Here is a 24,050-nt window from a genome sequence, read left to right on the forward strand (position 1 = left end):
TGTGCGGGGGGGCCCCGGCCCCGCGTTTGTGGGGCGGGGGGCGTTGTTGAACACTTTGGGGGCGGGGGAGTCGGGGCGGGGGGGGCGGCCCGTTTTGGGGGGCCCCCGCGCGCCGTGCGTATCCTCAGGGCGTGCTTCTCTCAGACAAGGACATCCGGGCCGAGATCGACGCCGGGCGGGTCCGGATCGATCCTTACGACGAATCCATGGTGCAGCCGTCGAGCATCGACGTGCGGCTCGACCGCTTCTTCCGGGTGTTCGAGAATCACCGCTACCCCCACATCGACCCCTCGGTCGAGCAGGCGGACCTCACGCGGCTCGTCGAGCCCGAGGGCGACGAGCCGTTCATCCTCCACCCCGGAGAGTTCGTCCTCGCCAGTACGTACGAGGTCATCTCGCTGCCCGACGACCTCGCGTCGCGGCTGGAGGGCAAGAGCTCGCTGGGCCGGCTGGGCCTGGTCACCCACTCCACCGCCGGGTTCATCGACCCCGGGTTCTCCGGGCATGTCACCCTTGAACTGTCCAACCTCGCGACCCTGCCGATCAAGCTGTGGCCGGGGATGAAGATCGGGCAGCTGTGCATGTTCCGGCTCAGCTCGCCGGCCGAGTTCCCGTACGGCAGCGACCGGTACGGCTCCCGTTACCAGGGCCAGCGCGGACCGACCGCATCGCGGTCCTTCCTGAACTTCCACCGCACCCAGGTCTGAGGCGATACCCATGTCCGCCGTGCGCGAGAACCTCACCTACGAAGGGTTCGGCGTCGCCGTACGCGAACTCGCCCAGACCATCGCCGACGACGGGTACGAGCCGGACATCGTGCTCTCGATCGCCCGGGGCGGGGTCTTCGTCGCGGGCGGGCTCGCCTACGCCCTGGACTGCAAGAACATCCACCTGGTGAACGTCGAGTTCTACACCGGGGTCGGGACGACGCTCGTTGTTCCGAGCCGGTCCCGGTGTAGCGGACACCGGGAGGTGCGCGGCACTACGTTCGAGGTCCCTCGCAAGGCCCAATGTAGTGATCCGAGTAAAACACATGGCCGAAGGGCGCGGAGGGCGTCTTTGGCGATCTCTCGTACCGGCTCGCGCCGCCGCCCGGCTCCGGTCGGTAGGCGGCGGTGTGGGCGCGGCTGACTTCCGTACCACTGGGCATTCGAGACCTGCGAGAGAGCATGACTGACGTACGCGAGAACCTCACCTACGAGCAGTTCGGCCTCGCGATTCGCGAGCTGGCGCAGACGATCGCCGACGATGGGTATGAGCCCGACATCGTACTGTCGATCGCTCGGGGCGGGGTGTTCGTCGCTGGTGGTCTGGCGTACGCGCTGGACTGCAAGAACCTTCACCTTGTAAATGTTGAATTTTACACGGGCGTCGGCCAGACGCTCGAAATGCCTGTGATGTTGGCACCTGTACCAAATGCGATCGATTTCACCGACAAAAGGGTGCTGATCGCTGATGATGTCGCCGACACTGGCAAGACCCTGAAGCTCGTGCACGACTTCTGCCTTGACCACGTGGCCGAGGTGCGGTCCGCAGTGATCTATGAGAAGTCGCAGAGCCTCGTCAAGTGCGAGTACGTGTGGAAGCGCACCGACGATTGGGTGAACTTCCCGTGGTCGGTTCAACCGCCCGTCGTGAAGCGTGCTGGGCAGGTTTTCGACGCCTGAGGGACCGAGCGCTCATCGGCTCGGTTGCCCTGCTGGCTGGCGCGGTCCCGTGCCTTCGCCCGCTCCAGGAAGCGAAGCGCGTTGAGCCGGGACAACGGATTGTCGTTCACTTGTTCTGTGTCAGCTTCTCGACCGCTTGCTCGTCATGGATGAAAGACCAGGATGTCGGCAGGTAAGTGTCGTCACGACCCCTGATGATCTTGGCCTCTTCAGACCTGGCTGGGGGGTCGATGAGGTAGGCGTCAATCAGGGGGTTCCGCAGGCCCACACGCCGGCGAAGATTGCGCTCATAGCGTGGCAGCTCATTGAAGTTGCAGCGCTGACAGAGGATCCCCCGCACACAGCGGCCACACGACCCCCTCTGCGGGCAGCAGGCGTGATCGTGATCGATGTGCCAAGGCCGGGGTGCAGTGTGAGGGATACCGCCGTCGCAGGGCTCCTCGTTGTCCCCACAGAGGCCGCAGGCAAAGCCCTGCGCGCGCCAGATCGCGTTGTACCCGGCTATGGAGAGCCCGTACTTCTTCATTCCTTGCTGCATGCGGTAGCACTTCACACACATCTGGCCTTTGACGAGTCGGGTGACCCATTCATCGCACCAGGCGCAAAACTCGTCTCGCGGCTCGTACTCGAAGCTCAGCTCCGCCATCCAGACCATGGCGGGAGCCTAGAGCGAAGCACTGACAGCGAGCGCGCAATGCGAGTCTGAACACCGGGTCTCGGGCTGACGGTGATCGTGGCCTTACTGCGGCCTCGCTACGGAAGCGGCACGCCCTCGCGATGCTTGGCCCACTCTCGGGCGGCAGCGGTGAGGGCGGCGCGATGCGGCAATGGGCGCGTCCGCTCCCAGTCTTCCCACGCGGAATAGACCGTGCGCGCGAAGATGGTAACGGCGGCTGGGTTGGCCGCGAGGTACGCAGGAATCTGCCGGGCGATGGTCTCGGCCTGCTCCGGTGTGTGCCCGGCGGAGATGAGCCGGGGGATCGTCAGCGCGGTGTCTGCCCATGAAGGGGCGGGGCAGGCAAGGGCCCAGTCCAGTAGAAGCAGTTCGTCGGCGTCCTTCATGAGCATGTTGTGGGGGGACATGTCTGTGTGGGCGAGTGCTCGGCCTTGCAACCCGCTCGGTACGTCCTCGGGTAGGAACTCGGCCCATCGTGTGTGAAGCGGCTTTTTGTTCAGGGCCTCGGGCCATGGCGTTTTGGATACAGCGATGAGTGTGCGTACGAGGGCGGCGAGATCGTCGGACCCCGGACTCAGGTCGGGGTATCGGCCCTCGACGTATTCGTATCCGTAAAGTCGCCACCCGCCGGCATTGACCTCCCACAGCACGCGCGGCGCTCGGGGTGCGTACTGCGTGACCTTGGCCTCGTGGCGGTACACCCACGCCTGTAGGTCATCCTCGCGGGTGCCCTTGACGAACGTCCGGCCGGTTCGGGCGTCGACGGTGCAGGCGAGTCGGGACATGACGCCGTGTGGCGCGGTCGTGGCGTCGTCGACCAGGCCCGTGTGGCGCTCGACGGCGGCCCGGGTTTCTGCTGGTAGGTCCTGCCATTCGATGCGATCCACCGCGGTCTCCTGCGTTGGTCGGGCAAAGGGGGCCGGCCCCCGGCCTGGCCACAGCGTGGCACAGACCGGAGGCCGGCGGGGGCACCTCAGGGATGGAACGGGCTGTCCGAGCAGTTCGCGTGGCACTGCGAGCACTCGGCGAGGTCCAGCTCGGGCCAGAACTCCATGTCGATCTCGTAGCCGGCGAGTGTGATCGCGTCGACCGTCCGGGCACGGAGTGCCTTGCCGCCCCCGTGCTCCTCCGGGTCGAGGTACCCGGGCTGGTGGTCCAGGAATCGGCCGAACCTCTCCTCGCAGAACTCCCGGTACGCCTTGGTGTGGAGCAGGAAGGCGTGCCAGAAGTCGTCGACGAGGGGCGACGGGCTGAGCGGCTTGTCGCTGTAGTCGCACGCGGCGAGGAAGGCGAGCATCTGCCCGACGCCACGGTCGGCCTTCTCCTCGGTCAGCTGCGGGAACTTGGCGCGCATGTTGTCGACCAGGGTCTCGCGCAGTTCCGTGCTGATCAGCGTCCGTGCGTCGGTCGTGGTGCGCTTCTGTGCGGTGGTCACGTTCCGTGCCTCCTTGTGTTGGGGTGGTGCTTCGGACGTGGTGGTGCGCACCGCGGCAGGCCCCGGTTGGCGGCCTCGGCCGCGGTGGAGTCCCCGCCCGCCCAGGGGGGAGCAGGAAGCATCCGGGCGGGCGGGGGGCCTTATGCCGCTTCCGGGGCGGCGTCGGGGATGGTCAGCGCCGGGCTGTTGGCTCGCGGGCTGTCGAAGCCGGTGCCTACGAGCATCCCGAGACAGGTGAAACCGGTAGCCGTGCCGATGGCCCAGAGGACGCTGAGGAAGAACCCGACAGGATCGGAGAGGCGCCGTAAGCGGGCGGACGCGTGGCGGGCGCTCACAGCTTGCCCCCGCGTGCCGCGTCGCGCAGTTCGAGAATGCGCCCAACCTGGTAGGCGTACAGCTCCAGCTGCGCGGGGTCGAGCACGAGCAGGGATTCGCTGGTCCCGCCGTCCTCGTAGTGGACGGTGACGGGTAGGCCGCCCTGCTCGGCGCGCTGGTCGTACATCACATCTCGCTTCTGCGGCGTGATGTGAGTGACCTGAGCGGGGACAGGGCGCAGGGTGGTTCCGTCGTAGGGGGCGGACCACTCGTCACCGCCTCCGGGCGGCACCAGGCCGTAAGTCCGTCTGCCGTCGCCGGGCAGAGCCACGACGACGCCGATCTCGCCCTTGGCGGTGTCCCGAGCGAGGTCGCCGAGTCGGGGATAGAACGGTGCGGCGGTCCCTAACTCGCCGCCCTGCGAAGGGAGATGGGGGTTTCCTCGTCGAGTCATGCCCCTGACGCTAAGAGTGCGCCAGGGGCCCAATATGAATCAGAGGAATACGACCCTCATCCGTCGAGGTGGAAGCGGTCTGACATGCGGCGCAGCTTCTCACGCGTCGCGGAGCGCTCGGCGTAGACGATGCTCCGCAGCGTCGAACGGGCCATGGGGTGGTTACGCACCAGCTGTGGGGCGATGCGCTCGGCGGTCTCCAGTTCGGCGAGTGCCTTGTCCCGGTTTCCGTCCCACAGCCAGGCCCGCGCGAGGTCCATGTGGTGGTGCCCTTGTCGAGAGTTGGGCAGGGCGGCGACCAGTTCCGGACTTGTGCGGCGGTTTATCGCGAGCGCTCGTGTCTGGTCGCCGGATTCGAGCGCCACGCTGATCGCGTGAATCTGCACGTTGCCCGGTGAGAACGTCACTGAATGGCGGTCGTAGACCGGTGGGCCCTGGTGGTTCGTGATGCGTTCTGCGGCGGCGCGGGCATGTGCGATGCGGTCCTCGGACTCCGACGGCCGACCCGCACGTGCGGCCGACACGGCGGCGCGGAGGTGCAGAGATCCCCACATCCGAACGGCGAGGGGATCGCCGAGGTCATAGTCGTCCTGGATGCTGCCGAGGGCCTTGTCGGACAGTGACAGGGCGTCGTCCCAGTCGGCGGTCGCCCACATGTCCCATACGCGCATCCAGTCGGCGAGTGCGGGCATGACGGGGTCACCGGACAGGCGGGCGGACCAGGCCGCACGCTCGGCGGCCATGGTGATCAGTTCGGCGTGTCCGAGGGCGTGGGCGGCCGTGTGGGCGAACTTGCAGGCGACGGCGTAGATGGCGTACGCCTCTTCGCGTTCGTGGCCGCTGGAGACCTCGGCGAGCGCCCGCGCCTCGCGTAGCAGGTCCGGCAGCACACGCAGGATGGCCACGTTGGCGGCGGCGTCTCGTAGACGGTGCAGCCTGGTCATGTCGCGCCATAGTTCGCTCGACGGCCGGGGGGTGCCCTCGAACACCGGCGTGAGGTCGTAGCGGCGTAGTTCACGCAAGATGGACGCGGCGGCGACCTGCCACTGATTGTCAGCCGGGCTGCTGGTGTATGGGCGCCCGATCAGGTCGTTGGGATGAACGTGAAGCTCAGCCGCGATGGCGTTGAGCAGGCCGACGCGGTCGATCTCGATTTGTCCGCGTTCCATCTTGGACACCCACCCCTGAGACTTCCCCAGGGCGGCGGCGAGGTCCGCCTGTGGCATGCCCAGGCGCAGGCGCGCGCGGCGAACACGGCGGCCGATCTCCTCGGCTTCTTCCAGCATGCGCGGGGCTCCATCCGTTCGGGCTCTCTCAAGAACGGTACCCATGAGGCGCGGTTGGCGTCCTCCGTGGCGGCAGAACAACAGAACGCCCCCGATAGGTCATGTGGGGCCGTACGGGGGACGTTGCCGTGCCACCTGGTCGAGCTGACCAGCGGGACTCCAGCCTGATCTAGGCGCTCGTGTTCTGCCTCAACCTCACTGCCTCGGCCACCGCTTGCGCTGCCTGCTCTGGATCCTCGTGTTCCCACACGCGGATGACTAGCCATCCCGCGTCGCGCAACGCCTCGTTGGTCTCGGCGTCGCGGGCCTGATTCCCGGCGATCTTGTCCTGCCAGAACGCCGCGCCCTGCTTGGCCGGCCGGTGGTGTTCCGGGCAACCGTGCCAGTAGCAGCCATCGACGAAGACGGCGACGCGAGCCCTGGTGAAAACGACGTCGGCGGTCCGGCGCAGGTCGGGGACGGGCCTCACCCCAACGCGGTACCGCAGGCCGTGCCGGTGAAGGGCTGACCGCAGCAGCTTCTCGGGTTTGGTGTCCCGTCCCTTGTTGGCGGACATGACCGCTCGCGAGGCGGGGGACGACGCCCACGATCCGGCCGGTACCTGCTCGTCGGTTACGAATCCTTGATCGCGGGCCGAGGTCCACGCTTGCGCCAGGTTCGCTGCTCGCGTCGTGGCGTCCACCTCGCCGACGTACCGCTCGTGAGTATCTCCCTGGTCGGACCAGCGGAGATAGGCGCGGATTCGGCGGGTACGTCGGTAGAGGCGGAGGGCGATGGACGCGCGTGCGTATCGGCCCTGTCCTAGGTCGACCGCACGTCGATGAAGCCCCCCGGCCGCGCGATCCTGCTCTGCTGAGCGCGCCGCCCGGGTCATGCCGGCTTTCGGTTTCCACGCCCGGTCGGGGGGAAGCTGATCGCTCCAGCCCTTCTGACCGTTCGTAGGGTCGGTCACTTGCGTCCCTCGGCGTCATCGAGGGCGGAGGCCACGGCCTTGGCGAAGACCTCGCCCAGCTTGACGGGCACAGCGTTCCCCAGCTGCCGCATCTTCTCGCCGCGTGGACCCGCCAGGGCCCAGTCGTCGGGGAACGTCATCACCCGGGCGGTCTCTCGAACGGTCATGTACCGGTACCCGCTGCCGTCAAAGGTGATGTCGTCCAACTGCATGACGGACTCGCCACCGGGGACGCCGTGCACACCGGCCTTTACGGTCTTGGCGGGGCGGTCCAGCACGTTCGGAGTGTGCCCGGGATAGGTTCGAGCGCCGGGCCATCCCACGTGATCGGCGACCCCGCCGACCTCTTCCTTGTTGTGGACGTGCTCCAGGAGGACGCGAGGCAGCGGCTTGCCCTCGTTCTCGTAAATGCCGGCGATGGCGTCCCGGAGCGTATGCCACGGCTTCAAGTTCAGGCCGTCGTCGACGGGCAAGGGCTGCTGAGGCAGGTTGGCCATGAAACGATCTCGAACCTCGGCGGAGACCTTGTGCCGCTTCCAGTACGACCCGTCGTGCATCGACTGAATGAGGGCGGCTTCTGAGTGTGTCGGACCGGGCTTGTGCTTCTCCCAGTCGACATTGAGGTCGGCTCGAAACGCCACAATGATCACGCGCTGACGGATCTGGGGAACACCGTAATCGGCCGCGTTGACCGGCATCGCGGTGACGATGTATCGCTCGGCCGGATCGGTCCTGTCTTCGGCCAGCGTCTTTTGCAGCTTCTCGTCGTGTTCTTCCCATGTCGCCCCGTCGCGCTGGACGAACGGCAACTGCATTTCACGCAGGATGTAGTCGAAGTACGGCTTGAACGACGGGCGGAGCAGGCCGCGCACGTTCTCGCAGATGACCGCCTTGGGACGCATTTCACGAATGGCTCGGAACATCTCGGGAAACATGTTCCGCTCGTCTTCCGTGCCCTTGTGGACGCCGCCGAGGCTGAACGGCTGGCACGGGGGCCCGCCCGCGAGAACGTCGACCTCGGCGTCCTTGAGGAACTTGAACGACGGGATGCCGCGTACGTCGCCCTCGACGAGGGGCCAGCCGTCGGCCCGTCGGCCCGGACGGGCCTTGCCCGGCTTGGGGATGCTCGTGTCGTCCTTGTCCCGGACCGCCGCGCCGTTGTCGCGAAGCGTCTCACACGCCCGTTTGGCGTACTCGTTGACGAGCAGGGGACGGAAGCCCGCGCGATGCACCGCCATCGCGAGCCCCCCACCGCCCGCGAACAGTTCCACGGACGTCCTGACCTTGTTGTGCGCTTTCCCCAGCTCAGACATGAGCAAAGCGTACCGCGGAGTTGTTGATCTTCGTAGCACATTCGCGAACTTGTGCCACGTGACCACCGGAATCACCGGATAGAGTGACGGTGATCACGCGCCACGGGAGGTTGGGCCAGGCATGTCCGCATCGTTCAGCAACCAGTTCCGCCTGAGCATCACCAAGGCGCTGGGGGACCAGCTTGCGGAGGAACTGGACAAGCTGACGCCCGCCCCGCTCACGCAGGACAACCTCGACGAGTTGGACCGCAGAGCCGTTATCGAGAATCTCGCCAGTCGATCCGGCGTCTATCAGCTCTACCGGCAGACGGAGCAGGACCCGGAACCCAAGTTGGTGTACGTGGGCAAAGCGGAAAAGCCCCTGTCTCAGCGTCTCGGGAACCACCTCAAGAAGATCTCGGGGCGCATAGGGATCTCGCTCGACGAGATGACGTTCAAGTGCCTTTTCGTCGCTGAGGACTTCACGGCCGTCGCTCCTGAAAAGCTGTTGATCAAGCAGTACAGGAAAGACGGGCACATTCCGTGGAATACGAACGGGTTCGGCAACAAGGACCCGGGCCGTAACCGCGACCGCACCGTGCTGAAGAAGAACCACTTCGACGTGCTGTTCCGAATCGACCTGGGGCGAGAAGTGGTCGGGCTCGCCGCTGGTGGGCAGACCCTCGAATCGCTCCTCGCGCAGATCAAGAACGGGCTGCCGTACAACTTCCGCTACGAGGAGTCGGGCATCTACCAGGACGTGACGGTCTCGGTGCCGCCTGGCCCGATGACCGCCGACCAGGCATTTCGACTCGTCGCGGCGAACCTTCCGGACGGATGGCAAGTCGCCGCGCTTATGGGCTACGTGATCATGTATCACGATGCCCAGGCCGACTACGCGAGCGCTTGGCGCTACTACCGGGGAACCGAAGTCCACGACTCCGAGCCCAAGCTGAAGGCCGCTGGAAAGATCAAGGAAGAAGACCCAGAGGACAACGACGCGGACGCCTAGTCCGCGCCTAGAACTCCGTGAACCCCGTGCCCCTGATCGTCGTCTGACGGTCCGGGGCACAGGGCTTCATCGTGTGTGCGTCACTTGCCAGATGGTCAGGAGGAGCCCGGCGACCGCGACCAGCGCGGCGATGGACGGGAGGGGCCACCGAGAGCGTTCGAGCGCGTCGATACGGCTTTCGAGCTCGTCGAGTTGCTTGTCGGTCTGGTCGCCGCGCTGGACGAGCAAGGCGAGCGATCCGTCGACGCGGGCGAATCCCGCTTCGACCGCGCCGCGGAGTCGCTCCAGTTCGAGGGCGACATCGGACGGCGAGGGGTCTGTCACTCGGCGGCCCCCTTGTCTGCGCGGTCGAGGGCGAGCAGCTCGTCGTCGCTGTGCGGGGCAGCGCGCAGCCACCGGGGCAGCAAGCCGTCGACGACGGGCAGGGCCATCACGCGCGTGATGCCGGCGGCGACGGCGAGCACGACGCCGACGCCGGTCGCGGTCTGCGGGATGCCAGCGGCGTCGATGATGAGCGGGGCGCCGGCGGCGAGGGCGAGCACTGTCTGCACGGCGGTGCGGACGGTGCGGCGAGCGGCGTCGGTCACGGGCGGGTACCTCGTTCCGTAGAGAAGGGAACGGGCCGCCTGCGGTGTGCGGGCGGCCCGTGGGGCTGGGTGGTCGGGGTCAGTCCTTGGGGACCTTGAGCGCGTCCCAGGAAGCGCGGCCGGGCCATCCGTCGGCGTCGTCGCCGCGGTAGCCGAGGTGGCGCTGCCACCGCGCGTACGACTGTCGGTCGGACTCGGTCCACTGGGGCCCGGGGCCCTCGCGGTAGGCGGAGCAGCCGACGGCGACGAGGCGCCGTCCCATGGCGGTGATGATCGGTGAGCGGGGGCTCTTCTTGAACCAGTCGGCGCCGGGGAACGGCTCGTACGCCGGCGGCTTGGGCTTGGGCTGAGTGGTGCCGCCGGGGCGCGGGGCGCCCTTCTGGACCCACGCGTACAGCGCCGGTCCGGGGCAGGCGGTCGCGTAGCCGTCCCGGTGTCCCTTGATCTCGTTTCCGGCGCCGCCGCTCTTGCGCAGCCACTCGACGGCGTCACGCAGGCCGGCGAGCTGCGCGTCGGTCGGGGTGGTCAGACCGGAGTCGCCGACCATGGCGCACACCGCGTAGTGCGCGGAGTTGAGCGAGCTGTTCCCGTTGGCGCCGGTCTTCTTGTGGGCGCCGCGCCCCTCGAACACGTAGCCGTGCGGGCAGACGATCGCGTTGTACGCGATGTCGGAATAGTTCTCCTTGGTGTTGGCGAGGTGGCTCGCCTGGATCGCGCGGACGCGGCCCGCGCACTGCCCGTGATTCTCGGGGCGGGCGAGGGACGCCGGAACGGCTGTGCCCTCGTAATGGATCTTCACTCCGCGCGTGCTGCCTATGTGGCTGAGCGCGTAGCGGGAGGGACGGGCGCCCCACTGGGCGCGGGTGACGAACTGCAAGGGCCCTCCTCGGGCATGAGAAAACCCCGGGCCGGTATCGGCGCGGGGCGTTGAGTGGGCGGGTGGTCTAGGCGAGCGCGGCCCAGAACCGGTTACTCCCGTTCTCCATCGAGCTGAGGGTGAGGGACGCGGGCGCCGTCGCGGCGCCGGTCGCGTACGAGCCGAACCGGCGAACGGTGGTCAGACCGAAGACGTTGGGTGGTGAACCGAACGAGCTCTCGGCAACGAGCATCATCGGGCCGTCGCCCGTGCTGGTGTTGTACTGGAAGCGCCACGCGACGTAGTACAGGCCGGCGGCGGCGGAGTAGGCGGTGGTGAGCGGGACCGAGACGGTCGCCCCGCCCGCGTTGTGGACCTCGGCCGGTTCGGCGCCCGCGGTCGACAGGTCCGCGGTCTGCGCGACCCTGGTTCCGGCGGAGTTGTAGAGCGCGGCCCACGATCCCGTGGTGAGTCCGCCCGCGTATCCGCCGAAGTGCCACACGATTTTCGTCACGGACGCCGCCGACCGCAGGTAGACGGCGGTGACGCGGATCGGGCCCGATCCGGGGTAGAGCGGGGCGGAGTGCCCGACGGCGGGGTCGAATGCCCACGTGAGCAGACCGAAGTCGGACGCGCGCCACTCGCCCCCGCCGAGCGCGTCCACGTAGCTTTTCCGGACGAGGTGGTTGTCGGCGGTCGGTGCCGCGCTCGACGAGGGAACGTTGCTGAACGTCTTCGATCCGGCGATCGTCTGGTTCCCGGTGAGCAGGACGGTGGTTCCGGCGGCCTCGGCGCTGACGTCGGCGGCGTTCAGCACGACGGCGCCGGTCTTGCCATTGACGGACGCGACCGCGCCCGTGCCGCCAGCGCCGACAGTGAACGTCGTGCCGTCGGACTGCCGTACTTTCAGCGCCCCGCCCTCGGCGTACAGCAGCGCCCCCGACGGGTGGCTGCTGCTCGGGACGGTGGCGGCGTTGGCCACGGCCAAGATTCCGTCATCGCCGGCGCCGTAGTTGGTGACCGAGCCGACGGTCAGGTTCTTGACCTTGGCGGCGGTGTTCGAGACGAGTTCGGCGTTCTTGTTGACGGCGGTGTACGCGGACTGATCGGCGTTGGACGCCTTGAACACGTCGGCGCCCGTACCGGCGTAGACGACGTGCAGGGTTCCGTCGGTGCGGCTGTATCCGCCGGTATTGGCGACGGCGCCGACGTCGGCCGCGGCGAGGACGATGTCGGCCGCGCTCTTGCCGTTGACGGACTGGACGACGCCCGGGGCGCCAGTGGCGCCGGTCGGCCCGGGGTCGCCCTTGTCGCCCTTGGGGCCGCGCAGGTTCCCGCGCGCGGTGCCCCATCCGGAGCCGCTGTTCTGGTAGACGTCGCCGGTGTCGGTGCGCAGCAGCAAGTCGCCCGCCCTGGTGCCGGTGCTCGACGTGCTGCCGTTGTTCACGTACCACGCGGCGCCGCGCACCTCGCCGCCGAGCTGCGCCCACGATCCGGCGGTGCGCTGCCAGGTGGTGACGGTCGTACTGGTCACCGTGAGCACGGTCGCCGTCTCGTACCTGATGTAGAGGTCGCCGTCGACGCCGAGGTCGGCGGCGGGCGCGGTGCTGCCTGTGTAGATGCGCGAGCCGGGGGCGCCGGCCGGTCCGGTGTCGCCCTTGGGCCCGGGTACGCCGACGTAGTTCGGTTTCGAGGGGTCGGTCGGCGCGATGTCGGCGAGGTCGACGAGGGGCCGCGCCTTGGGTAGCAGGACGTTGTACGTACGGCCGACGGGGATTCCGGCGAGCTGCTCGGCGACGATGTACGCCCATCCCGACGGGTCCATGTCGGGGGCGTCGGTCGCGGGCAGCGTGACCTCGATCGATCCCTGCGCGTCGAGCTGGGCGACGACGGGGCCGCCGAGGATCACGTCGGACTGCGGGAAAGTGAGCTGCGCGGGGGCGCGGAAGGTGACGGCGCCGGACAGGGGGCGACCGGAGGGGTCGAGGAACCGTCCGCGCACGGTGACACTCGGGATGTTCTCGGGCAGCACGAAAGAGGGCGCCTCCTTGTCAGTCGTCGATGGTGCGCAGTCCCGGCTCGTCGACGGCGGCCGGCGGACTGTCGGCGAACGACGCGGCCGGAACGCTGAACGGGTCTTGTGCCGCTGCTGCTGTGGTGGCCGTGCGTGCGGGGGTGTCGGGCGCCTCGTCGGCGGTGAAGGTGTTCCGGGTGTAGGCCCGGTAGAGGCGTGTCTCGACGTTGACGCCGCTGTTCTTGGCGCGGTGGCTGACGTCCCACGTCACGGATTGCAGGAACTCGACGCCGTCGAGGGGCGCCTCGATCGTGCGCTGCGTCCACGTGTTCGCGGCGACCTCGTACTCGGCGAGGGTCCTCGCGCTGCCCCCGGACGGCGTCATGGTCACCTTCACCTGTCCGCCACCCGTGCCGGCGTACGTGAACACGACGATCACGGCGACCGCGTTGTGTGCGGGGCTCGCGCCCCACCACGCGGTCTCATAGGTGGTGCCGGTATAGGACTGCCGCGCGGTCGGGTACAGGCCGATGGGTATCCAGGGGCGGCCGAGGAAGCGCTCGGAGAACGCGTCATCCATCACGATCACGTCGCGGTTGCCCTGGTCGCGGTTCCACATGCGGACCATCTGTCCGGCGCCAGCGGCGTTCTCGTCGCCGACGGTGAGGGCGGCGGTGCCGTCCGTGGGGCGGGCGATGCCGACGGCCCAGTCACCCGCCGGGGTCTCGCCGGTCATGAAGATGCGGTTGCCGTTCGGCGCCATGGCGATCAACCGTCCGCCCTCGCCGATCACGACGTCGCCGTGCAGTACCTCATTCAGTGCGGGGCGCATCTGCGCCCGTCCGGTGAGCTCGCGCACCTGCCGCTCGAGGGCGCGGATACGGTCGAGCAGATCGAGCGGTACAGCAGCCACTAGGTAGCCTCCATGTAGAGCTTTGCGGTTTCGGGTCGGCCGCGCACGGGTGGGGAGATTGCGAGGCCGACGACGCGGTACCGCTCGTCGAGTCCCTCGGCGAACCAGTCGTCGCGGATGCGTACGCGGACCGTTGCCCCGAGCAAGGCCGGGGACAGAGAGACGCGGTCGAGTGCGACGGTGATCTCGGGAATGGTCCGCGGTCGGCGGGCGGCGGCCAGGTCCGCGACGGCGTGTGCGGCGAGGGTGGCCTGCTCGGTCACGGTGGAGTAGTCGGCGGTGCCGTCGAGGCGTGGCCAGCCGGCGGCGATGTCCTCGTCGGCGACAAGCACATCGGACAGCAGCGGCAGCGACTCGGCGGCTTGGTTGCGGTTGTCCGAGGCGCCCCTCGCCTGCCACGCGTTCGCCTGCACGCTCGCGTCGATCGGCCACCCGTACGACGTGATCGGCCCGGGGCGGTCGAGGACGATCTCGCTCGTTCCGGCCTTGATGGTCGGCGAGCCGAGCTGCAACCGCTTGATGCGCCGTCCGCTTCCCGGGTCGCGGTACGACATGATGCGCCACTCGAATCCGCCCTCGACGGCGCCGAGTTGGTCGAGCAGCTCGCGTATGCGTGGCTGGTCGTACCGGCGGTAGAGCCGATCCCGCAGGACTCCCGAGACTTCCGTGCCGAACTCGATGCCGATGTCGCCGCCGTCCACAGACTGTGCATAGGCGACCAGGCCGCGGGCGATGTCGAACTGATCGGTGCCCTTGGCCTCTTGGGTGTGGAAGACGACCCGGTGATCGAGGTAGCTCGCCCATCCGCCGGCGCCAATCTGGAGACCGAGAAAGCCTCGGTCGTTGCTGGTGAGGTTGGCAGTCCAGACCACGCCGCCCCACCAGATTTCGGGGCCGCGCTCGATCCACAGAGCGGTGCGGCCCGGTTCGACGGCGGAGCGCGCTCGCTGTGCGATCTGTCGGTTCGGGAGCGGGACGGTCACGTTCGCCGAGCCGGTCTTGCCGATGTAGTCGTCGAGTGACACGTCGGTGAGCGGCAGCGCGTCGAGGACTTGATCAGAGCGCAAGTCGCACAGCAGCGCCCGGTACATGGGGGCGGCCACGGGCTCACCCCCTTACGCGTCGAGTGGGTACTGGACTCCGGAGAGAGCGGCCCAGGTGGTCACGCCTGAGCTGCTGATGAGGCGCAGTTGTCCGCTGGTCTGGGCGTCGAGCTTGATGTCGACGCCGCCGGCCGCGATCGGCAGGGACGTGAGCGCGGCGGGGCGGCAGTTGGCGGGCAGCACTGAGGCGAGCAAGTTTCCCGAGTTGGGGATCGAGCCGGACGTCGCCCACGACACGCCGCCGCGGAGTTGCAGGAACGGGACGCCGGCGATCGTGATGCGCCGGTATCGCACGGTGCCCTGCGCGTTGCCGTTGTTGGTGAAGCCCGAGGCGAGCGTTACGGCGGTCCACCCGACGGACGGTTCGAGGGGCTGCCACGCCGTGCCGTCCCAGCGGTCGAGGCCGGCGCCGTTGTCGCGGTACTGGCCCGGGTAGGCGCCCGCGAACGACAGTCCCCAGCCACGGGGGATGATCCCGCCGTACGCCGCGGTGTAGCGGCGGCGGTCGGCGAGCGCGCTTTCCCATGTGATCCCGCCGGTACCGGCCGAGGCGCCCGCTGGAACCGTGATGTCCCACAGGCGCAGACAGGCCGAGGGCAGGCTCGGCGGACTCGGCGTCGCGTTGGCGGCGCCTTGGACGATCTCGACGGCGACCGCGGTCTGCTCGCTCGTGTCGTACAGACCGTCGTAGACCTTGAGCACTACTGAGTCGATGCGCGTGTACTGCGCGTTCCCGTCGCCGACGGTGAGCGTCTCGGGCGAGGTCACGGCCACGGGATAGGCGCCCTGCGCGGTGGTGCCCTGGACCAGGGCGCGGCCGGTGCTGATCTGCACTTGCATGGCGGCGACGCCGGTCGCCTTGAGTGGGTCGCCGCCGGCGATCACGCCGTCGCGGGATGTCATGGCGGACTCGGGCGCCATGGTGCCGAGCGGTGCGAGGCGGGTGTCTTCTCTGGTCTGCCCGTTGGGCAGCAGCCATCCGGCGCGCACGGTCACGTCGGGGTGTCCTCCTTACCAGTAGGCAGAGCGCCACCGGAGCGAGCAGGCGGCGCGCGGATCGCTCGATCCGGGGGCCGCGCGGAAGGTGAGCGAGGCGGCGCCGGGGGTGAGGGTGAACAGCGGCTCGGGCACGCTGCGGGCGGTCGCGGTGTAGAGGCGCGAGGCGGTGCGGTTGAGCGTGACCGTGCCGGCCGCGGTGTCGACGAGCAGCTCGTCGTCGGCGGCGAGGGCGATGTCGTATTCGAGGACGGCGCCGGTGCGCAGGTTGGTGATGGACGGGAGCTCGACGGGGCCGCGGAAGCGCACGAGCAGGTGCGCGGGGGCGTCGCCGTCGTTGGTCGCGGTGACCGTGCCGGTACTGCCCGGGGTGCCGAACGCGAGTGGGTAGGTCAGTGCCTCGGGGCCGGGGTCGACGTGCCAGTCGAGGCCCGGCTCGGGCATCGGCAGGCGGGTCTCGGCCTGCTGCTCGACGAGGGCATAGCGGCGTGGGTCGGATGCCTCCCACTGGATCGCCGCTCCGATGACGGTGCCGAGCGCGTAGCCCTTGCCGACGGGTATCGCGCGGCGCACCACACGGGCGTAGGCGAGCAGGGGGCCGCGCTCGTCGATCCACGCGACGAGCGGCTGCTCGTCGTCGCCGGGGGCGGTCGCGGTGTTCAGTGCGCGGACGGCGGCGCCGATGGTGCCGGACGGGGCGCGCACGACCATGTCGTCGAGCGTGATCGTGCGCGCCTGCGCGAGCAGGTGTCCGGGGTAGCTGCCGTGTCCGTCGGCGCGGTTGACGCTTCCGGAGTCGAGGGCGGGGAGTTCCTCCCACCCGGTCAGGGAGCGCCACCGGTAGGGGGTGCCGGGGCCGATGAGCAGTTCGTCGCCGAACTGGACGTGTCCGCGCTGGGTGACCTTGTCGCCGGCGGCCACGATCACCCCCTCTGCTTCATGTGCCAGGCGAGCGCGGCGGCGTTCTGCTCGGGGGTCTGCTCGCCGCCGTGCCAGTGCTCGATGTGGACCGAGGCGCCGCGCCCGCTCGGCCCGAACGTTGTTCCGCCCGCCCCGAAGGGGGCGGCGAGCTGTGGCAGGGCGGGGACGGCGGGCGGGGTGACGAGCCGGCGCATGGTGCGGTCGACGGCGTTCTGTCCGCCCTCGATGCCGCGGACGAGACCGGCGGGAATCCAGCGGCCGATGTCGCGCGCCATGACGCGCGAGGGTGAGTTGATCCCGAGCGCCCGAGCGATCGGCCCGGGGATCATGTCCTTGGCCCAGCCGATCAGCTTGTCCTTGATCCACCCGCCCATGGACTTGATGCCGTTCCATAGGCCCCGGACCACGTCTTTGCCTTTGCCGAGCAGGAGTGAGCCGAGGGAGCCGACGGCGGAGACGAGGCGGCCGGGCAGTCCGCGCAGCCAGTCGACGGCGGCGAGCGCGAGCTGAACCTGTCCGTCCTTGAAGCGGCGGAACGCGGCCGTAGCGACGTTCCAGAGTTTCGAGGCGAGGCTCGCCAGTGCCGAAACGATGCGCCCCGGGAGGCCGGCGACCCACTTGACGCCGTCCGAGCCGAGCGTGCGCACGGCGGACCAGGCGGACGAGAAGCCGGACTTGATCTTGTCCCAGTATTTGACGATCAGCCCGACCGCGATCCCGATCGGTCCGGTCAGGATCGCGAGCAGCGTCGGCCAGTTGGCCTTGACGAAGTCGATCACCCAACCGGCCGCGGCGACGATGCCGTCGAACGCCGCCTTCAAGATCCCCCAGGCGACCGAGGCGGCCGTCTGGATGCCGGACCAGGCAGCTTGAACGATCTGGCGGAACGTTTCGCTCTTTTGGTAGGCGAGGACGACGCCGGCGACGAGAAGCGCGATCAGTCCGACAACGAGCACGATCGGGTTGGCGGCCATGACCGCGTTCCATGCGGCCTGCGTCGCTGCCCACGCGCGCGTGGCCGTGGCCGAGATGTTCTGCCACAGGGTCCACGCCTTGACCGCGAGTGTTACGGTCGTGATGACGGTCGCGAGAACCGTGAGCACCGGAGTCGGTACGGCCGAGATGACCTGCGCGAACACGGAGACGAGCAGCGCGGTTGTGCCGAGCAGCGGGCCGAGGGCGACGAGCAGGTCGAGGACGGCGCCGCCGAGGTTGCCGAGGGTCTGCGCCCCAGTGCGAGCGAGGTCGAGGAAGTTCGCGAACCCCTCGGAGTCGCCGAGGTTCTGCCCGAACTCCGCGAACCGCGCCGAGAGATCGGCGAGCCCGCCCGACATGCCGGTCGAGACGGGCAGGAACGCCGACAGGATGCCGGCGAACCCGATAGCGACGTTCTTGAGAACGTCGAGGAAGTTGGCGAGGTTCGGGCCGGCGGCCTCGCCCATGTCGGCGGCGAACCGCTTGAACGGCGCCGACTCGACGCCGGCGCGGACCTCGTCGAGGAAGTCGCCGAACGCCGCTGCCGCGCCCTTGACGAACGGGGTCAGGGTCGGCAGCAGGTCGCGCAGCAGCTCAATGCCCTTGGTGAAGACGGGCATTGTGGTGCTGCTGAGCGAGTCGGACCAGGACTTGACGTCCTCTTTCAGTCCGATGAACGACTCGGCCGTCGCCCGCGTCGCGGGCGGCATCTTGGCGAGCGCGTCTTGATACGCCTGCTGTGCGGCGGCGGCCTCTTCGCCGCCCTTGGCCGCGGCATCCTGCGCCGCCGTGTACAGGTCGTAGGCCGAGGTGACCTGTTCGAGCTGCGGTCCGGCGGCGAGGGTGAACGCCTTGACCGCGGCCTGCGCGGCGACGGCGCCGGCGGCGAGTCCGCCGATCGCGACGCCGACCGCGGCGACCGCGGGCAGACCGACGCCGATTCCCGCAACGGCCTTGCCGACCAGGGCCAGGCGCCCCGATGCACGCTCGGAGCCCTCGCCGACCTCGTCGCCGAGGGCGGCGCCCATCGCCGCGGACTCGGCGACGAACCGGCCGCGCAGATCGCGCAGCCTGCCATCCGTGCCGCGCTGCAAGTCGCGCAGCGCGCCCTCGGCCGAGGCGACACCCTGCCGGGCGCCGCTGTCGTCGAGGTCGATGAACCCGACGAGCTCGCCGATGGTGAGTGCCAAGGGAGCTCACCTCCCTTGGCCGCGCTATTCAGTTGTCAGTGATCGATAGGCACTCCGGTGAGTCGTGCGATCTCTGAGGGGTCGGTCACGGTGCGGGGCGTGCGCTGCCACAGGCGGGCGAACGCACTCTCGGCGGGCAGTCCGCCGAGCAGGACGAGGAAACGACGGGTGGACAAGCGGGCGAGCTGCTCAGCGTCGAGGTGGTACTCGCGGGCGAGGTCGGACTCGACCGCGGCCCAGTGGCGGATTACCGCCTGCCAGAGCTCGCCGGCTGCTTCCCCTTCCCCTTGCTCTTGGCCCGGCGCTCGGCCCGGTTCGGCGCTGCTTTTCCCGTCGTGGCACCCTCGCGCTCGTCGTACAGGCGGGCGGCATCGGCCATCGAGACCGAGCCGGGGCGGCGGCAGTTGGCGGTCGACCAGACGAGGACGACGCCGAGCTGCCGGTCAGTCATGCCGCGCGCGGCCCACTCGTCGAGCGCGTCCGGGCCGAACAGCGAGGCGAGCATCTTGCGGATGTCATCGGGGTCGGCGGAGTCCTTGAGCCGCTCCATTTGCAGGGTGAACAGCAGGGGGAGCGACGTCGGCAGGCGGTACTCGCGGCCGTACAGCTTGAGCGGCACCCCTTCGCGCTGCTCGGCCTGCTCGGAAAAGAACGCGTCGAAGTCGGCGACATCGCTCTCGTGCTGCGCGACCAGGGCGCGGGCGTCGTCCGTCACGTCGTACCCCCACCCGCGACCGGGGCCGTGCGCGGCTTGCCGCAGCGCGTGAACGTCGCGCCCCAGCTCGTCTTATCGTTCGTGCCGCCGGACTGCTCGCCCGGGGTCACGGTCGCGTCCCAGATGACCCATACGCTCTGCGTCTTGTGCCGCCAACGGATCTCGTTCTGGGAGTCGGCGCCGAGGCGGTAGGCCCATTCGTTGTCGATGTACGCCTGCCCGGGGTCGGGGGTGCCCGAGGTGACCTGCGCGTACAGGCCCTCTACCTCGATCGTGGCGCCTCGCTGCATGACGTCCTGCGAGTAGTAGCCCTCGCTGTCGTTGGTCGTGGTGTCGGCCGTCTCTTCGTTCTCGGACTCGTTGCGGTTCCAGCTCGTGAGCAGGCCGATCGGCAGCCACGTCTCGGTGGTCGCCTCGGCATCGCGAACCTCGAAGATCCAGCCCCGTGCGTCAATCGGTCGCGACGCCAACGGGGTACCTCCTTAACTGCGGTGTGGGGTGGGGTTGGTGACGTCGACGGCGAGGTTCAGCACGTGCTCGTGTCTGCCGTTCGCGTCGGTGCCCATCGGGGCGGGAGTGGCACGGGCTGCGGCGAGGACCAACCACGGTCCATCGGCGGGGAGTTGGATTCCGGCGACCCCGTGCAGTGCGCCGTAGATCGCCTCGCAGCGGCGGCGCGATACGCGCGGGTCGGCGGTGCCGCGCACGCGCACCTGCACAGAGCGGGTCTCGTAGCCGTTGCGTGCGTCCGGGGCGCCCGAGTCGTACAGCCAGAGGCCGACCGCCTCGGCCGGCTTGGGGGGAAGGGTCTCGATGAACGTGTCGCCCGCGACGCCGTCGGGGTCGTAGGTGAGCAGACCCTGCTCGTCGAGGTACCGGGCGAGCGCGTCGAGCAGGTCAGCGGCCACGCAGCGACCGCCGAAGCTGCGCGGCGATCAGCGCGGCGACCGTCGCCGCCTCGCTGGTCATCGGCCGTTCGAGGTACTTCGCGGACCGCCCGGGGGCGTGCCGGTATCCGAGTTCCTCATGCTGCCTGACCGCGTATTTCGTGTCGTAGGAGACGGCGGCCGTCAGGTCCTGCTCGTCGACCGACACGGTTCCGGACCGTTCGAGGGTCGCCTCGTCGATCGGCACGAGCTTTCGGGACTCGGCGAGGACGTGCTCGGCGCCAAGCAGCAGTCCGCGCAGCGCGCCCGCGCGGGTGCCGCGCAGCACGGCGTCGCCGTTGAGTCGGAGCCGGGAGCGCTGCGGACTCATTCGCACATCACCTCGCAGCAGGCGGGGACGGGGAGTCCCGGGGCGGTATGGCGGGCGACCGAGAGCGCGGTCGTGGTGCGGCCGGTCGGCAGGATGAGACGGGAGCCGGCCGGGCAGTCGAGGTCCGGGGCGGCGATGACCTGAGCGGTCGAGGTGACCTCGCGGCCGTCGGCCGCGCGGACCTGGCGCACGGACTCGGCGACGAGCGCGGGCACGTCGGCGACCGCGGGCCCGTACTGGGGGCCGTACGCGGAGTCGCCGAGGTACGGCTCGATGGTGATCCGATGCCGCAGCAGAAACGCGGGCAGTCTCACCATGCGATCACCCGTCCCGGCGTGAGGCCGGCGCGGCGCAACGCGCGGTCGGCGCGCGGGGCGAGCTCAACGCCGGCCGTCGCCGACGAGTTCTTGCTGCGCCCGGACAGGGACACGGGGCCGATCGAGACGGAGTCCCAGACGCCGCCGGCCCCTGTGCCGTCGTCCCCTGTGGCGATCCAGTATTCGACCTGCGCACAGACGGCGTCGCTCAGTGCGGCGGCGACCGCCGGGTCGGTCGGGTCGCCGTCCTCGTCGACCGGGTAGACGGCGGTCAGCAGGGCCGAGTCGATGTCCTGGCAGGCCCGTGCGATCAGCCGCTCGGCGCCCGCGGGTGCGGGGGTGCCGAGCCATGCGGCGAGGGCCTCGGGGGTGGCGTAGGGCTGCCGCGCCACAGATCACCCCCTCTTGGTGCGGGCAGCAGAACGGCCCGTCGACTTGGTGTCGGACGGGCCGTCTGGCTCGGTGGCGGACTCGTCGTCCGGCGGGTCGTCGTCGAGGGGCTCGACGGTGTACCCGGCTCCCTGGCAGTAACCGATGATCGCCGGGTCGCTGGTGGTGGCGGTGCCGTCGACGAACGGCAGTCCGCCCGGACCCTCCCCGGTGAAGCCGGACACGGGGGCGGTGATGCGCACGGTCGTCACGGTCACCTCACGCGCTCTTGATGTTGCGGAACACGGCGGCGGCCTTGGTGGCCTTGAGCACGGGGGCCACCGGACCCATTTCGACCTCGCCGGTCTTGACGGCGCCCGCGCGGTCGAACTCCGGAAGCCACGTGTTCACCAGCGGGGCGCCGCCCCCGACCGAGGCGCCGTGGAAGCCGTCGAGGCCGTAGCGGACCGCGTACAGGTCGCCGAGGCCGGTCACGTTGCCGCCGGTTCCGGCGCCGTCGGGGTCGCGGGTGACGAGGCCGATCACATCGGTGTTGCTGCCGGCCTTGGTCTTGAGGTCGACGAGCGGGATTCCGTTGTACGCGGTGACCGGTCGGCCGAACGCGTCGGTCGTCTTGTCGATCTGATCGCACCAGGCGGCGATCCGCTTGAACAGCGCGAGCGTCTTGCGGTTGCCGTAGATGACGTTCGGGGCGTCGTCCATGGTGGCGAGCCAGTTGTCGATATGGGTCTGCGCGGCGAGCGCGGCGGCCTTGTCGTTGACCGCCGTCCAGTCGACGAACCCCGCGGCGACGCCGTTGTTCAGCGGCAGGTACTCGGTCGAGCTGCCGGTCAGGATTTTCGACAGGCCGTCGAACCCGTTGGTCTCGACCCCCTTGTCGCCGTTGATCACGGCATCGGCGAACTTGGCGCGGCTCGCCTTGATGAGCTGCTGCATGTTGAGCGTGACGGCGCCCGAGGCGGCCGGACCGATACGGGCGATCACGCGGTCGATCTGGAAGGAACCGCCGAGCGGCACGAGGTCGACGGTGTAGCGCTGCGTCTGCACTTCGGCGGGGGTGTACTCGGTGTTCAGCGCGCGGAAGTCGGCCGAGCGCTGGGTGATCAGGCGCCGGTACCCGTAGGTCAGGGTGTCGCCGCCGGTCGGGGAAACGACGTTGTCGAACGTCATCCGATCGAGGATGTCCGAGCTCTTGCGGAACTCGTCGATCACGTTGACGTCGAGGTCGTCCTGCGCGTTGTTGCGCGCCTCGACGAGGGAGGTAGGCAAATCGGTTCTCCTGTGGTCAGGCGCCGCTCAGTCGGGCGGCGACGGCGTCGTGCAAGGTGGCGGCGCGGCGTTCGCCCGTGGGGGCGCCGTTGAACTCGGCTCCGCCGCGCACGGGGCCCCTCGGGGCCGCGCGGTACAGATCGGGGTCGGCCTCTACGGCGGACTTGATCGCGTCGACGAGCCGCTCGCCGAACTTGGCGTCGTCCGGGTCGAGTTCGGAGAGCGCGGCGAGGAACGAGCGGGAGTTGAGCAACCGGTCGGCGCGGGCGCCCTGCTCGCCGGCTGCCTTATAGGCGGCGAGCTCAACACGGGTCGTTCGCAGATCGGCGGCGGCCTGGCCGAGCTGCTTGTCGCGGTCGGCGACGGCGGCGGCGAGCGCGGCCGGGTCCTGCTCGCCCTGCTCGGCGCCGGGGTTGAGCGCCTTGTTCACCGCGTCGAGCGCGGCCCGCAGCTCGTCGCGCTCGTCCTGTGCGCGTTGCGCTGACTGCTCGGCCACGGCGATGCGCTGCTCTGCCGCTGAGTCGACTGCCGGCGGTGGCGCTGGAGTCGCGGTCGCCGCCGGGGGGACCGGTGGCGAAGGCGTCTCGTTGCCGGGGCCGCTGCTCGGCGTTGCAGCGGGGACCGAAGTGGGTTCAGACATGAGTGAGTTCGTCCTTGGGGTGGTGTGCGGGCGATGAGGGAGGGGCCCTCATGTGGCGGGCCCTACTGGGGCGTTTGCGTGGATTGCGGAATAACGCGCATGCGTCTACGGCGTGTACGGCGTCGGTATGGCTTTTTCTACGCAATTTCGGGCCTGAATGGGCGGCAGGGGGCGTTAAGTTGACAACACGGGCTACCCTGGAGGCGACGCCGCAGGCGGCGCCCCCTCCACCCTAGCCCGCGCTGTTAACTTGCCCCCTGACCTGCGGAAATGCAGTTTGAGGTCCCGAATCGCCCTCTTCAGTCTGGGTGTTGCGTCGGAACGCCCGACGCGAAGACCTACGGGAGGGACCTGAAGATGAGCAGCAAGACGCGGACCGGCGCTCGGCGCGAGAGCCGCCGTGCGAACGTCGGTGCGCCGCAGTGGCGGCCGGTTCGTTGGCAGTGGCGCAAGCCCCACATCCTGGAGATCACGGGCAGCCTCACGGGGGTGCCCGTTGTGGCCAGCATCGCCGGATATGTTCCGGAGGGTGCTCCCGCGCTTAGCGTCGCTGGAGCTATGGCCCTCCACCTTGTGGCCGATCTCGTCGCCCGGTGCGTTCGCCGCACCCGCGACTGAGCGGCCACGTTCCGCCGGACCCTAGTCGTCGGACTCGTCGGGGAGCGGTCGGGCCTTGGAGTATCCCCGGACCCATGCCGCGCGGCGCAAGTCGCCGCGCGGGTACGGGCACGACGTGACAGGGGCGGCACTCCGTCCGGCGGCGCGGCCGGCTTCCTGCGCCCGTACTACGGACTCGCGGACGTTCACGGACACCCCCG

General features: G+C 69.3%; 30 protein-coding genes and 1 pseudogene. 4 read left to right on the plus strand and 27 right to left on the minus strand.

All coding sequences use genetic code 11. The features are described 5' to 3' along the window. The first annotated feature begins 131 nt into the window (after positions 1 to 131). From dcd to ACF07B_RS19320, 3 genes and pseudogenes are all read left to right on the plus strand, one after another. A complete protein-coding gene (gene dcd, locus ACF07B_RS19310) occupies positions 132 to 707 on the plus strand; it encodes a dCTP deaminase (RefSeq protein WP_392179750.1) in 576 nt (191 codons plus the stop codon). A gap of 10 nt (positions 708 to 717) precedes the next feature. Beyond that, positions 718 to 942, plus strand: a pseudogene (locus tag ACF07B_RS19315) (phosphoribosyltransferase); the annotation flags it as partial. 227 nt (positions 943 to 1,169) lie between these two features. After that, positions 1,170 to 1,667: a phosphoribosyltransferase gene (locus ACF07B_RS19320; RefSeq protein WP_392179751.1), complete on the plus strand. Its 498-nt coding sequence runs from the start codon at positions 1,170 to 1,172 to the stop codon at positions 1,665 to 1,667. 106 nt (positions 1,668 to 1,773) lie between these two features. On the opposite strand, the gene ACF07B_RS19325 is transcribed toward ACF07B_RS19320, so the two are convergent. From ACF07B_RS19325 to ACF07B_RS19355, 7 genes are all read right to left on the minus strand, one after another. After that, positions 1,774 to 2,322, minus strand: a complete 549-nt coding sequence (locus ACF07B_RS19325; RefSeq protein WP_392179752.1) for an endonuclease domain-containing protein — start codon at positions 2,320 to 2,322, stop codon at positions 1,774 to 1,776. A 98-nt stretch (positions 2,323 to 2,420) separates the two neighbouring features. Continuing rightward, complete coding sequence (locus ACF07B_RS19330) at positions 2,421 to 3,230, minus strand: hypothetical protein (RefSeq protein WP_392179753.1); 810 nt, start codon at positions 3,228 to 3,230, stop codon at positions 2,421 to 2,423. Between the two features lie 86 nt (positions 3,231 to 3,316). After that, entirely contained in the window at positions 3,317 to 3,778 is a 462-nt protein-coding gene (locus tag ACF07B_RS19335; RefSeq protein ID WP_392179754.1) for a glycine-rich domain-containing protein, read from the minus strand. A 331-nt stretch (positions 3,779 to 4,109) separates the two neighbouring features. After that, positions 4,110 to 4,547 carry a hypothetical protein gene (locus tag ACF07B_RS19340; protein WP_358954328.1) on the minus strand — a complete coding sequence of 146 codons (438 nt, stop codon included), beginning with the start codon at positions 4,545 to 4,547 and terminating at the stop codon, positions 4,110 to 4,112. A 56-nt stretch (positions 4,548 to 4,603) separates the two neighbouring features. Beyond that, positions 4,604 to 5,833, minus strand: coding sequence for a helix-turn-helix domain-containing protein (locus ACF07B_RS19345; protein WP_392179755.1), 1,230 nt, complete (start codon positions 5,831 to 5,833; stop codon positions 4,604 to 4,606). Positions 5,834 to 6,002: 169 nt separating this feature from the next. Continuing rightward, entirely contained in the window at positions 6,003 to 6,389 is a 387-nt protein-coding gene (locus ACF07B_RS19350; RefSeq protein WP_392179756.1) for a very short patch repair endonuclease, read from the minus strand. Positions 6,390 to 6,781: 392 nt separating this feature from the next. Further along, on the minus strand, positions 6,782 to 8,056 hold the full coding sequence (locus ACF07B_RS19355) for a DNA cytosine methyltransferase (protein ID WP_392179757.1): 1,275 nt from the start codon (positions 8,054 to 8,056) through the stop codon (positions 6,782 to 6,784). 163 nt (positions 8,057 to 8,219) lie between these two features. On the opposite strand from ACF07B_RS19355, the gene ACF07B_RS19360 reads away from it, so the two are divergent. Next, complete coding sequence (locus ACF07B_RS19360; protein ID WP_392179758.1) at positions 8,220 to 9,089, plus strand: Eco29kI family restriction endonuclease; 870 nt, start codon at positions 8,220 to 8,222, stop codon at positions 9,087 to 9,089. Positions 9,090 to 9,155: 66 nt separating this feature from the next. Here ACF07B_RS19360 and ACF07B_RS19365 read toward each other — a convergent pair whose 3' ends face one another. From ACF07B_RS19365 to ACF07B_RS19460, 20 genes are all read right to left on the minus strand, one after another. Then, positions 9,156 to 9,413, minus strand: coding sequence for a hypothetical protein (locus ACF07B_RS19365; protein ID WP_358954323.1), 258 nt, complete (start codon positions 9,411 to 9,413; stop codon positions 9,156 to 9,158). Continuing rightward, positions 9,410 to 9,676 (minus strand): hypothetical protein, encoded by a 267-nt coding sequence (locus ACF07B_RS19370; protein ID WP_392179759.1) that lies wholly within the window; start codon positions 9,674 to 9,676, stop codon positions 9,410 to 9,412. The genes ACF07B_RS19365 and ACF07B_RS19370 overlap by 4 nt, the downstream gene beginning before the upstream one ends. Positions 9,677 to 9,755: 79 nt before the next feature. Next, a complete protein-coding gene (locus ACF07B_RS19375; RefSeq protein WP_392179760.1) occupies positions 9,756 to 10,553 on the minus strand; it encodes a peptidoglycan-binding protein in 798 nt (265 codons plus the stop codon). A gap of 67 nt (positions 10,554 to 10,620) precedes the next feature. Then, positions 10,621 to 12,564, minus strand: a complete 1,944-nt coding sequence (locus ACF07B_RS19380; RefSeq protein WP_392179761.1) for a hypothetical protein — start codon at positions 12,562 to 12,564, stop codon at positions 10,621 to 10,623. A 19-nt stretch (positions 12,565 to 12,583) separates the two neighbouring features. Next, on the minus strand, positions 12,584 to 13,459 hold the full coding sequence (locus tag ACF07B_RS19385; protein WP_392179762.1) for a hypothetical protein: 876 nt from the start codon (positions 13,457 to 13,459) through the stop codon (positions 12,584 to 12,586). Beyond that, positions 13,459 to 14,550 (minus strand): hypothetical protein, encoded by a 1,092-nt coding sequence (locus ACF07B_RS19390; protein WP_392179888.1) that lies wholly within the window; start codon positions 14,548 to 14,550, stop codon positions 13,459 to 13,461. The genes ACF07B_RS19385 and ACF07B_RS19390 overlap by 1 nt, the downstream gene beginning before the upstream one ends. 24 nt (positions 14,551 to 14,574) lie before the next feature. Further along, positions 14,575 to 15,558 carry a hypothetical protein gene (locus ACF07B_RS19395; protein ID WP_392179763.1) on the minus strand — a complete coding sequence of 328 codons (984 nt, stop codon included), beginning with the start codon at positions 15,556 to 15,558 and terminating at the stop codon, positions 14,575 to 14,577. Positions 15,559 to 15,573: 15 nt separating this feature from the next. After that, the gene (locus ACF07B_RS19400; protein ID WP_392179764.1) at positions 15,574 to 16,479 is read right to left on the minus strand and encodes a phage distal tail protein; all 906 of its coding nucleotides are present in this window, start codon (positions 16,477 to 16,479) and stop codon (positions 15,574 to 15,576) included. A 2-nt stretch (positions 16,480 to 16,481) separates the two neighbouring features. Then, a complete protein-coding gene (locus ACF07B_RS19405) occupies positions 16,482 to 18,644 on the minus strand; it encodes a hypothetical protein (protein WP_392179765.1) in 2,163 nt (720 codons plus the stop codon). Between the two features lie 35 nt (positions 18,645 to 18,679). Continuing rightward, a complete protein-coding gene (locus ACF07B_RS19410; RefSeq protein WP_392179766.1) occupies positions 18,680 to 18,820 on the minus strand; it encodes a hypothetical protein in 141 nt (46 codons plus the stop codon). 71 nt (positions 18,821 to 18,891) lie between these two features. After that, on the minus strand, positions 18,892 to 19,359 hold the full coding sequence (locus ACF07B_RS19415; protein WP_392179767.1) for a hypothetical protein: 468 nt from the start codon (positions 19,357 to 19,359) through the stop codon (positions 18,892 to 18,894). Beyond that, on the minus strand, positions 19,356 to 19,829 hold the full coding sequence (locus ACF07B_RS19420) for a phage tail tube protein (RefSeq protein WP_392179768.1): 474 nt from the start codon (positions 19,827 to 19,829) through the stop codon (positions 19,356 to 19,358). The genes ACF07B_RS19415 and ACF07B_RS19420 overlap by 4 nt, the downstream gene beginning before the upstream one ends. A 12-nt stretch (positions 19,830 to 19,841) precedes the next feature. Next, complete coding sequence (locus ACF07B_RS19425) at positions 19,842 to 20,267, minus strand: minor capsid protein (RefSeq protein ID WP_392179769.1); 426 nt, start codon at positions 20,265 to 20,267, stop codon at positions 19,842 to 19,844. Continuing rightward, positions 20,257 to 20,616 carry a hypothetical protein gene (locus tag ACF07B_RS19430; RefSeq protein WP_392179770.1) on the minus strand — a complete coding sequence of 120 codons (360 nt, stop codon included), beginning with the start codon at positions 20,614 to 20,616 and terminating at the stop codon, positions 20,257 to 20,259. Before ACF07B_RS19430 ends, ACF07B_RS19425 begins: the two co-directional genes overlap by 11 nt. Further along, on the minus strand, positions 20,613 to 20,933 hold the full coding sequence (locus ACF07B_RS19435) for a hypothetical protein (protein WP_392179771.1): 321 nt from the start codon (positions 20,931 to 20,933) through the stop codon (positions 20,613 to 20,615). The genes ACF07B_RS19430 and ACF07B_RS19435 overlap by 4 nt, the downstream gene beginning before the upstream one ends. Continuing rightward, positions 20,927 to 21,325, minus strand: a complete 399-nt coding sequence (locus ACF07B_RS19440; protein ID WP_392179772.1) for a hypothetical protein — start codon at positions 21,323 to 21,325, stop codon at positions 20,927 to 20,929. Before ACF07B_RS19440 ends, ACF07B_RS19435 begins: the two co-directional genes overlap by 7 nt. Positions 21,326 to 21,328: 3 nt before the next feature. Further along, on the minus strand, positions 21,329 to 21,580 hold the full coding sequence (locus tag ACF07B_RS19445; protein ID WP_130438764.1) for a hypothetical protein: 252 nt from the start codon (positions 21,578 to 21,580) through the stop codon (positions 21,329 to 21,331). Position 21,581: 1 nt separating this feature from the next. Continuing rightward, a complete protein-coding gene (locus ACF07B_RS19450; protein ID WP_392179773.1) occupies positions 21,582 to 22,592 on the minus strand; it encodes a major capsid protein in 1,011 nt (336 codons plus the stop codon). 16 nt (positions 22,593 to 22,608) lie between these two features. Next, positions 22,609 to 23,088 (minus strand): hypothetical protein, encoded by a 480-nt coding sequence (locus ACF07B_RS19455; RefSeq protein WP_392179774.1) that lies wholly within the window; start codon positions 23,086 to 23,088, stop codon positions 22,609 to 22,611. Positions 23,089 to 23,871: 783 nt separating this feature from the next. Then, entirely contained in the window at positions 23,872 to 24,045 is a 174-nt protein-coding gene (locus ACF07B_RS19460; protein ID WP_385861039.1) for an Rmf/CrpP fold protein, read from the minus strand. Positions 24,046 to 24,050 lie beyond the last annotated feature (5 nt).

It is taken from the genome of Streptomyces sp. NPDC015532, from assembly GCF_043078065.1.
Taxonomy (GTDB): Bacteria; Actinomycetota; Actinomycetes; order Streptomycetales; family Streptomycetaceae; genus Streptomyces.

Bases quoted from the DNA above. Each gene is read 5' to 3' on its own strand.
- ACF07B_RS19345 (WP_392179755.1), bottom strand. From the start codon at position 5,833: ATGCTGGAAGAAGCCGAGGAGATCGGCCGCCGTGTTCGCCGCGCGCGC.
- ACF07B_RS19340 (WP_358954328.1), bottom strand. From the start codon at position 4,547: ATGACTCGACGAGGAAACCCCCATCTCCCTTCGCAGGGCGGCGAGTTA.
- ACF07B_RS19320 (WP_392179751.1), top strand. From the start codon at position 1,170: ATGACTGACGTACGCGAGAACCTCACCTACGAGCAGTTCGGCCTCGCG.
- ACF07B_RS19390 (WP_392179888.1), bottom strand. From the start codon at position 14,550: ATGTACCGGGCGCTGCTGTGCGACTTGCGCTCTGATCAAGTCCTCGAC.
- ACF07B_RS19360 (WP_392179758.1), top strand. From the start codon at position 8,220: ATGTCCGCATCGTTCAGCAACCAGTTCCGCCTGAGCATCACCAAGGCG.
- ACF07B_RS19325 (WP_392179752.1), bottom strand. From the start codon at position 2,322: ATGGTCTGGATGGCGGAGCTGAGCTTCGAGTACGAGCCGCGAGACGAG.
- ACF07B_RS19430 (WP_392179770.1), bottom strand. From the start codon at position 20,616: ATGAGTCCGCAGCGCTCCCGGCTCCGACTCAACGGCGACGCCGTGCTG.
- ACF07B_RS19350 (WP_392179756.1), bottom strand. From the start codon at position 6,389: ATGTCCGCCAACAAGGGACGGGACACCAAACCCGAGAAGCTGCTGCGG.
- ACF07B_RS19435 (WP_392179771.1), bottom strand. From the start codon at position 20,933: ATGGTGAGACTGCCCGCGTTTCTGCTGCGGCATCGGATCACCATCGAG.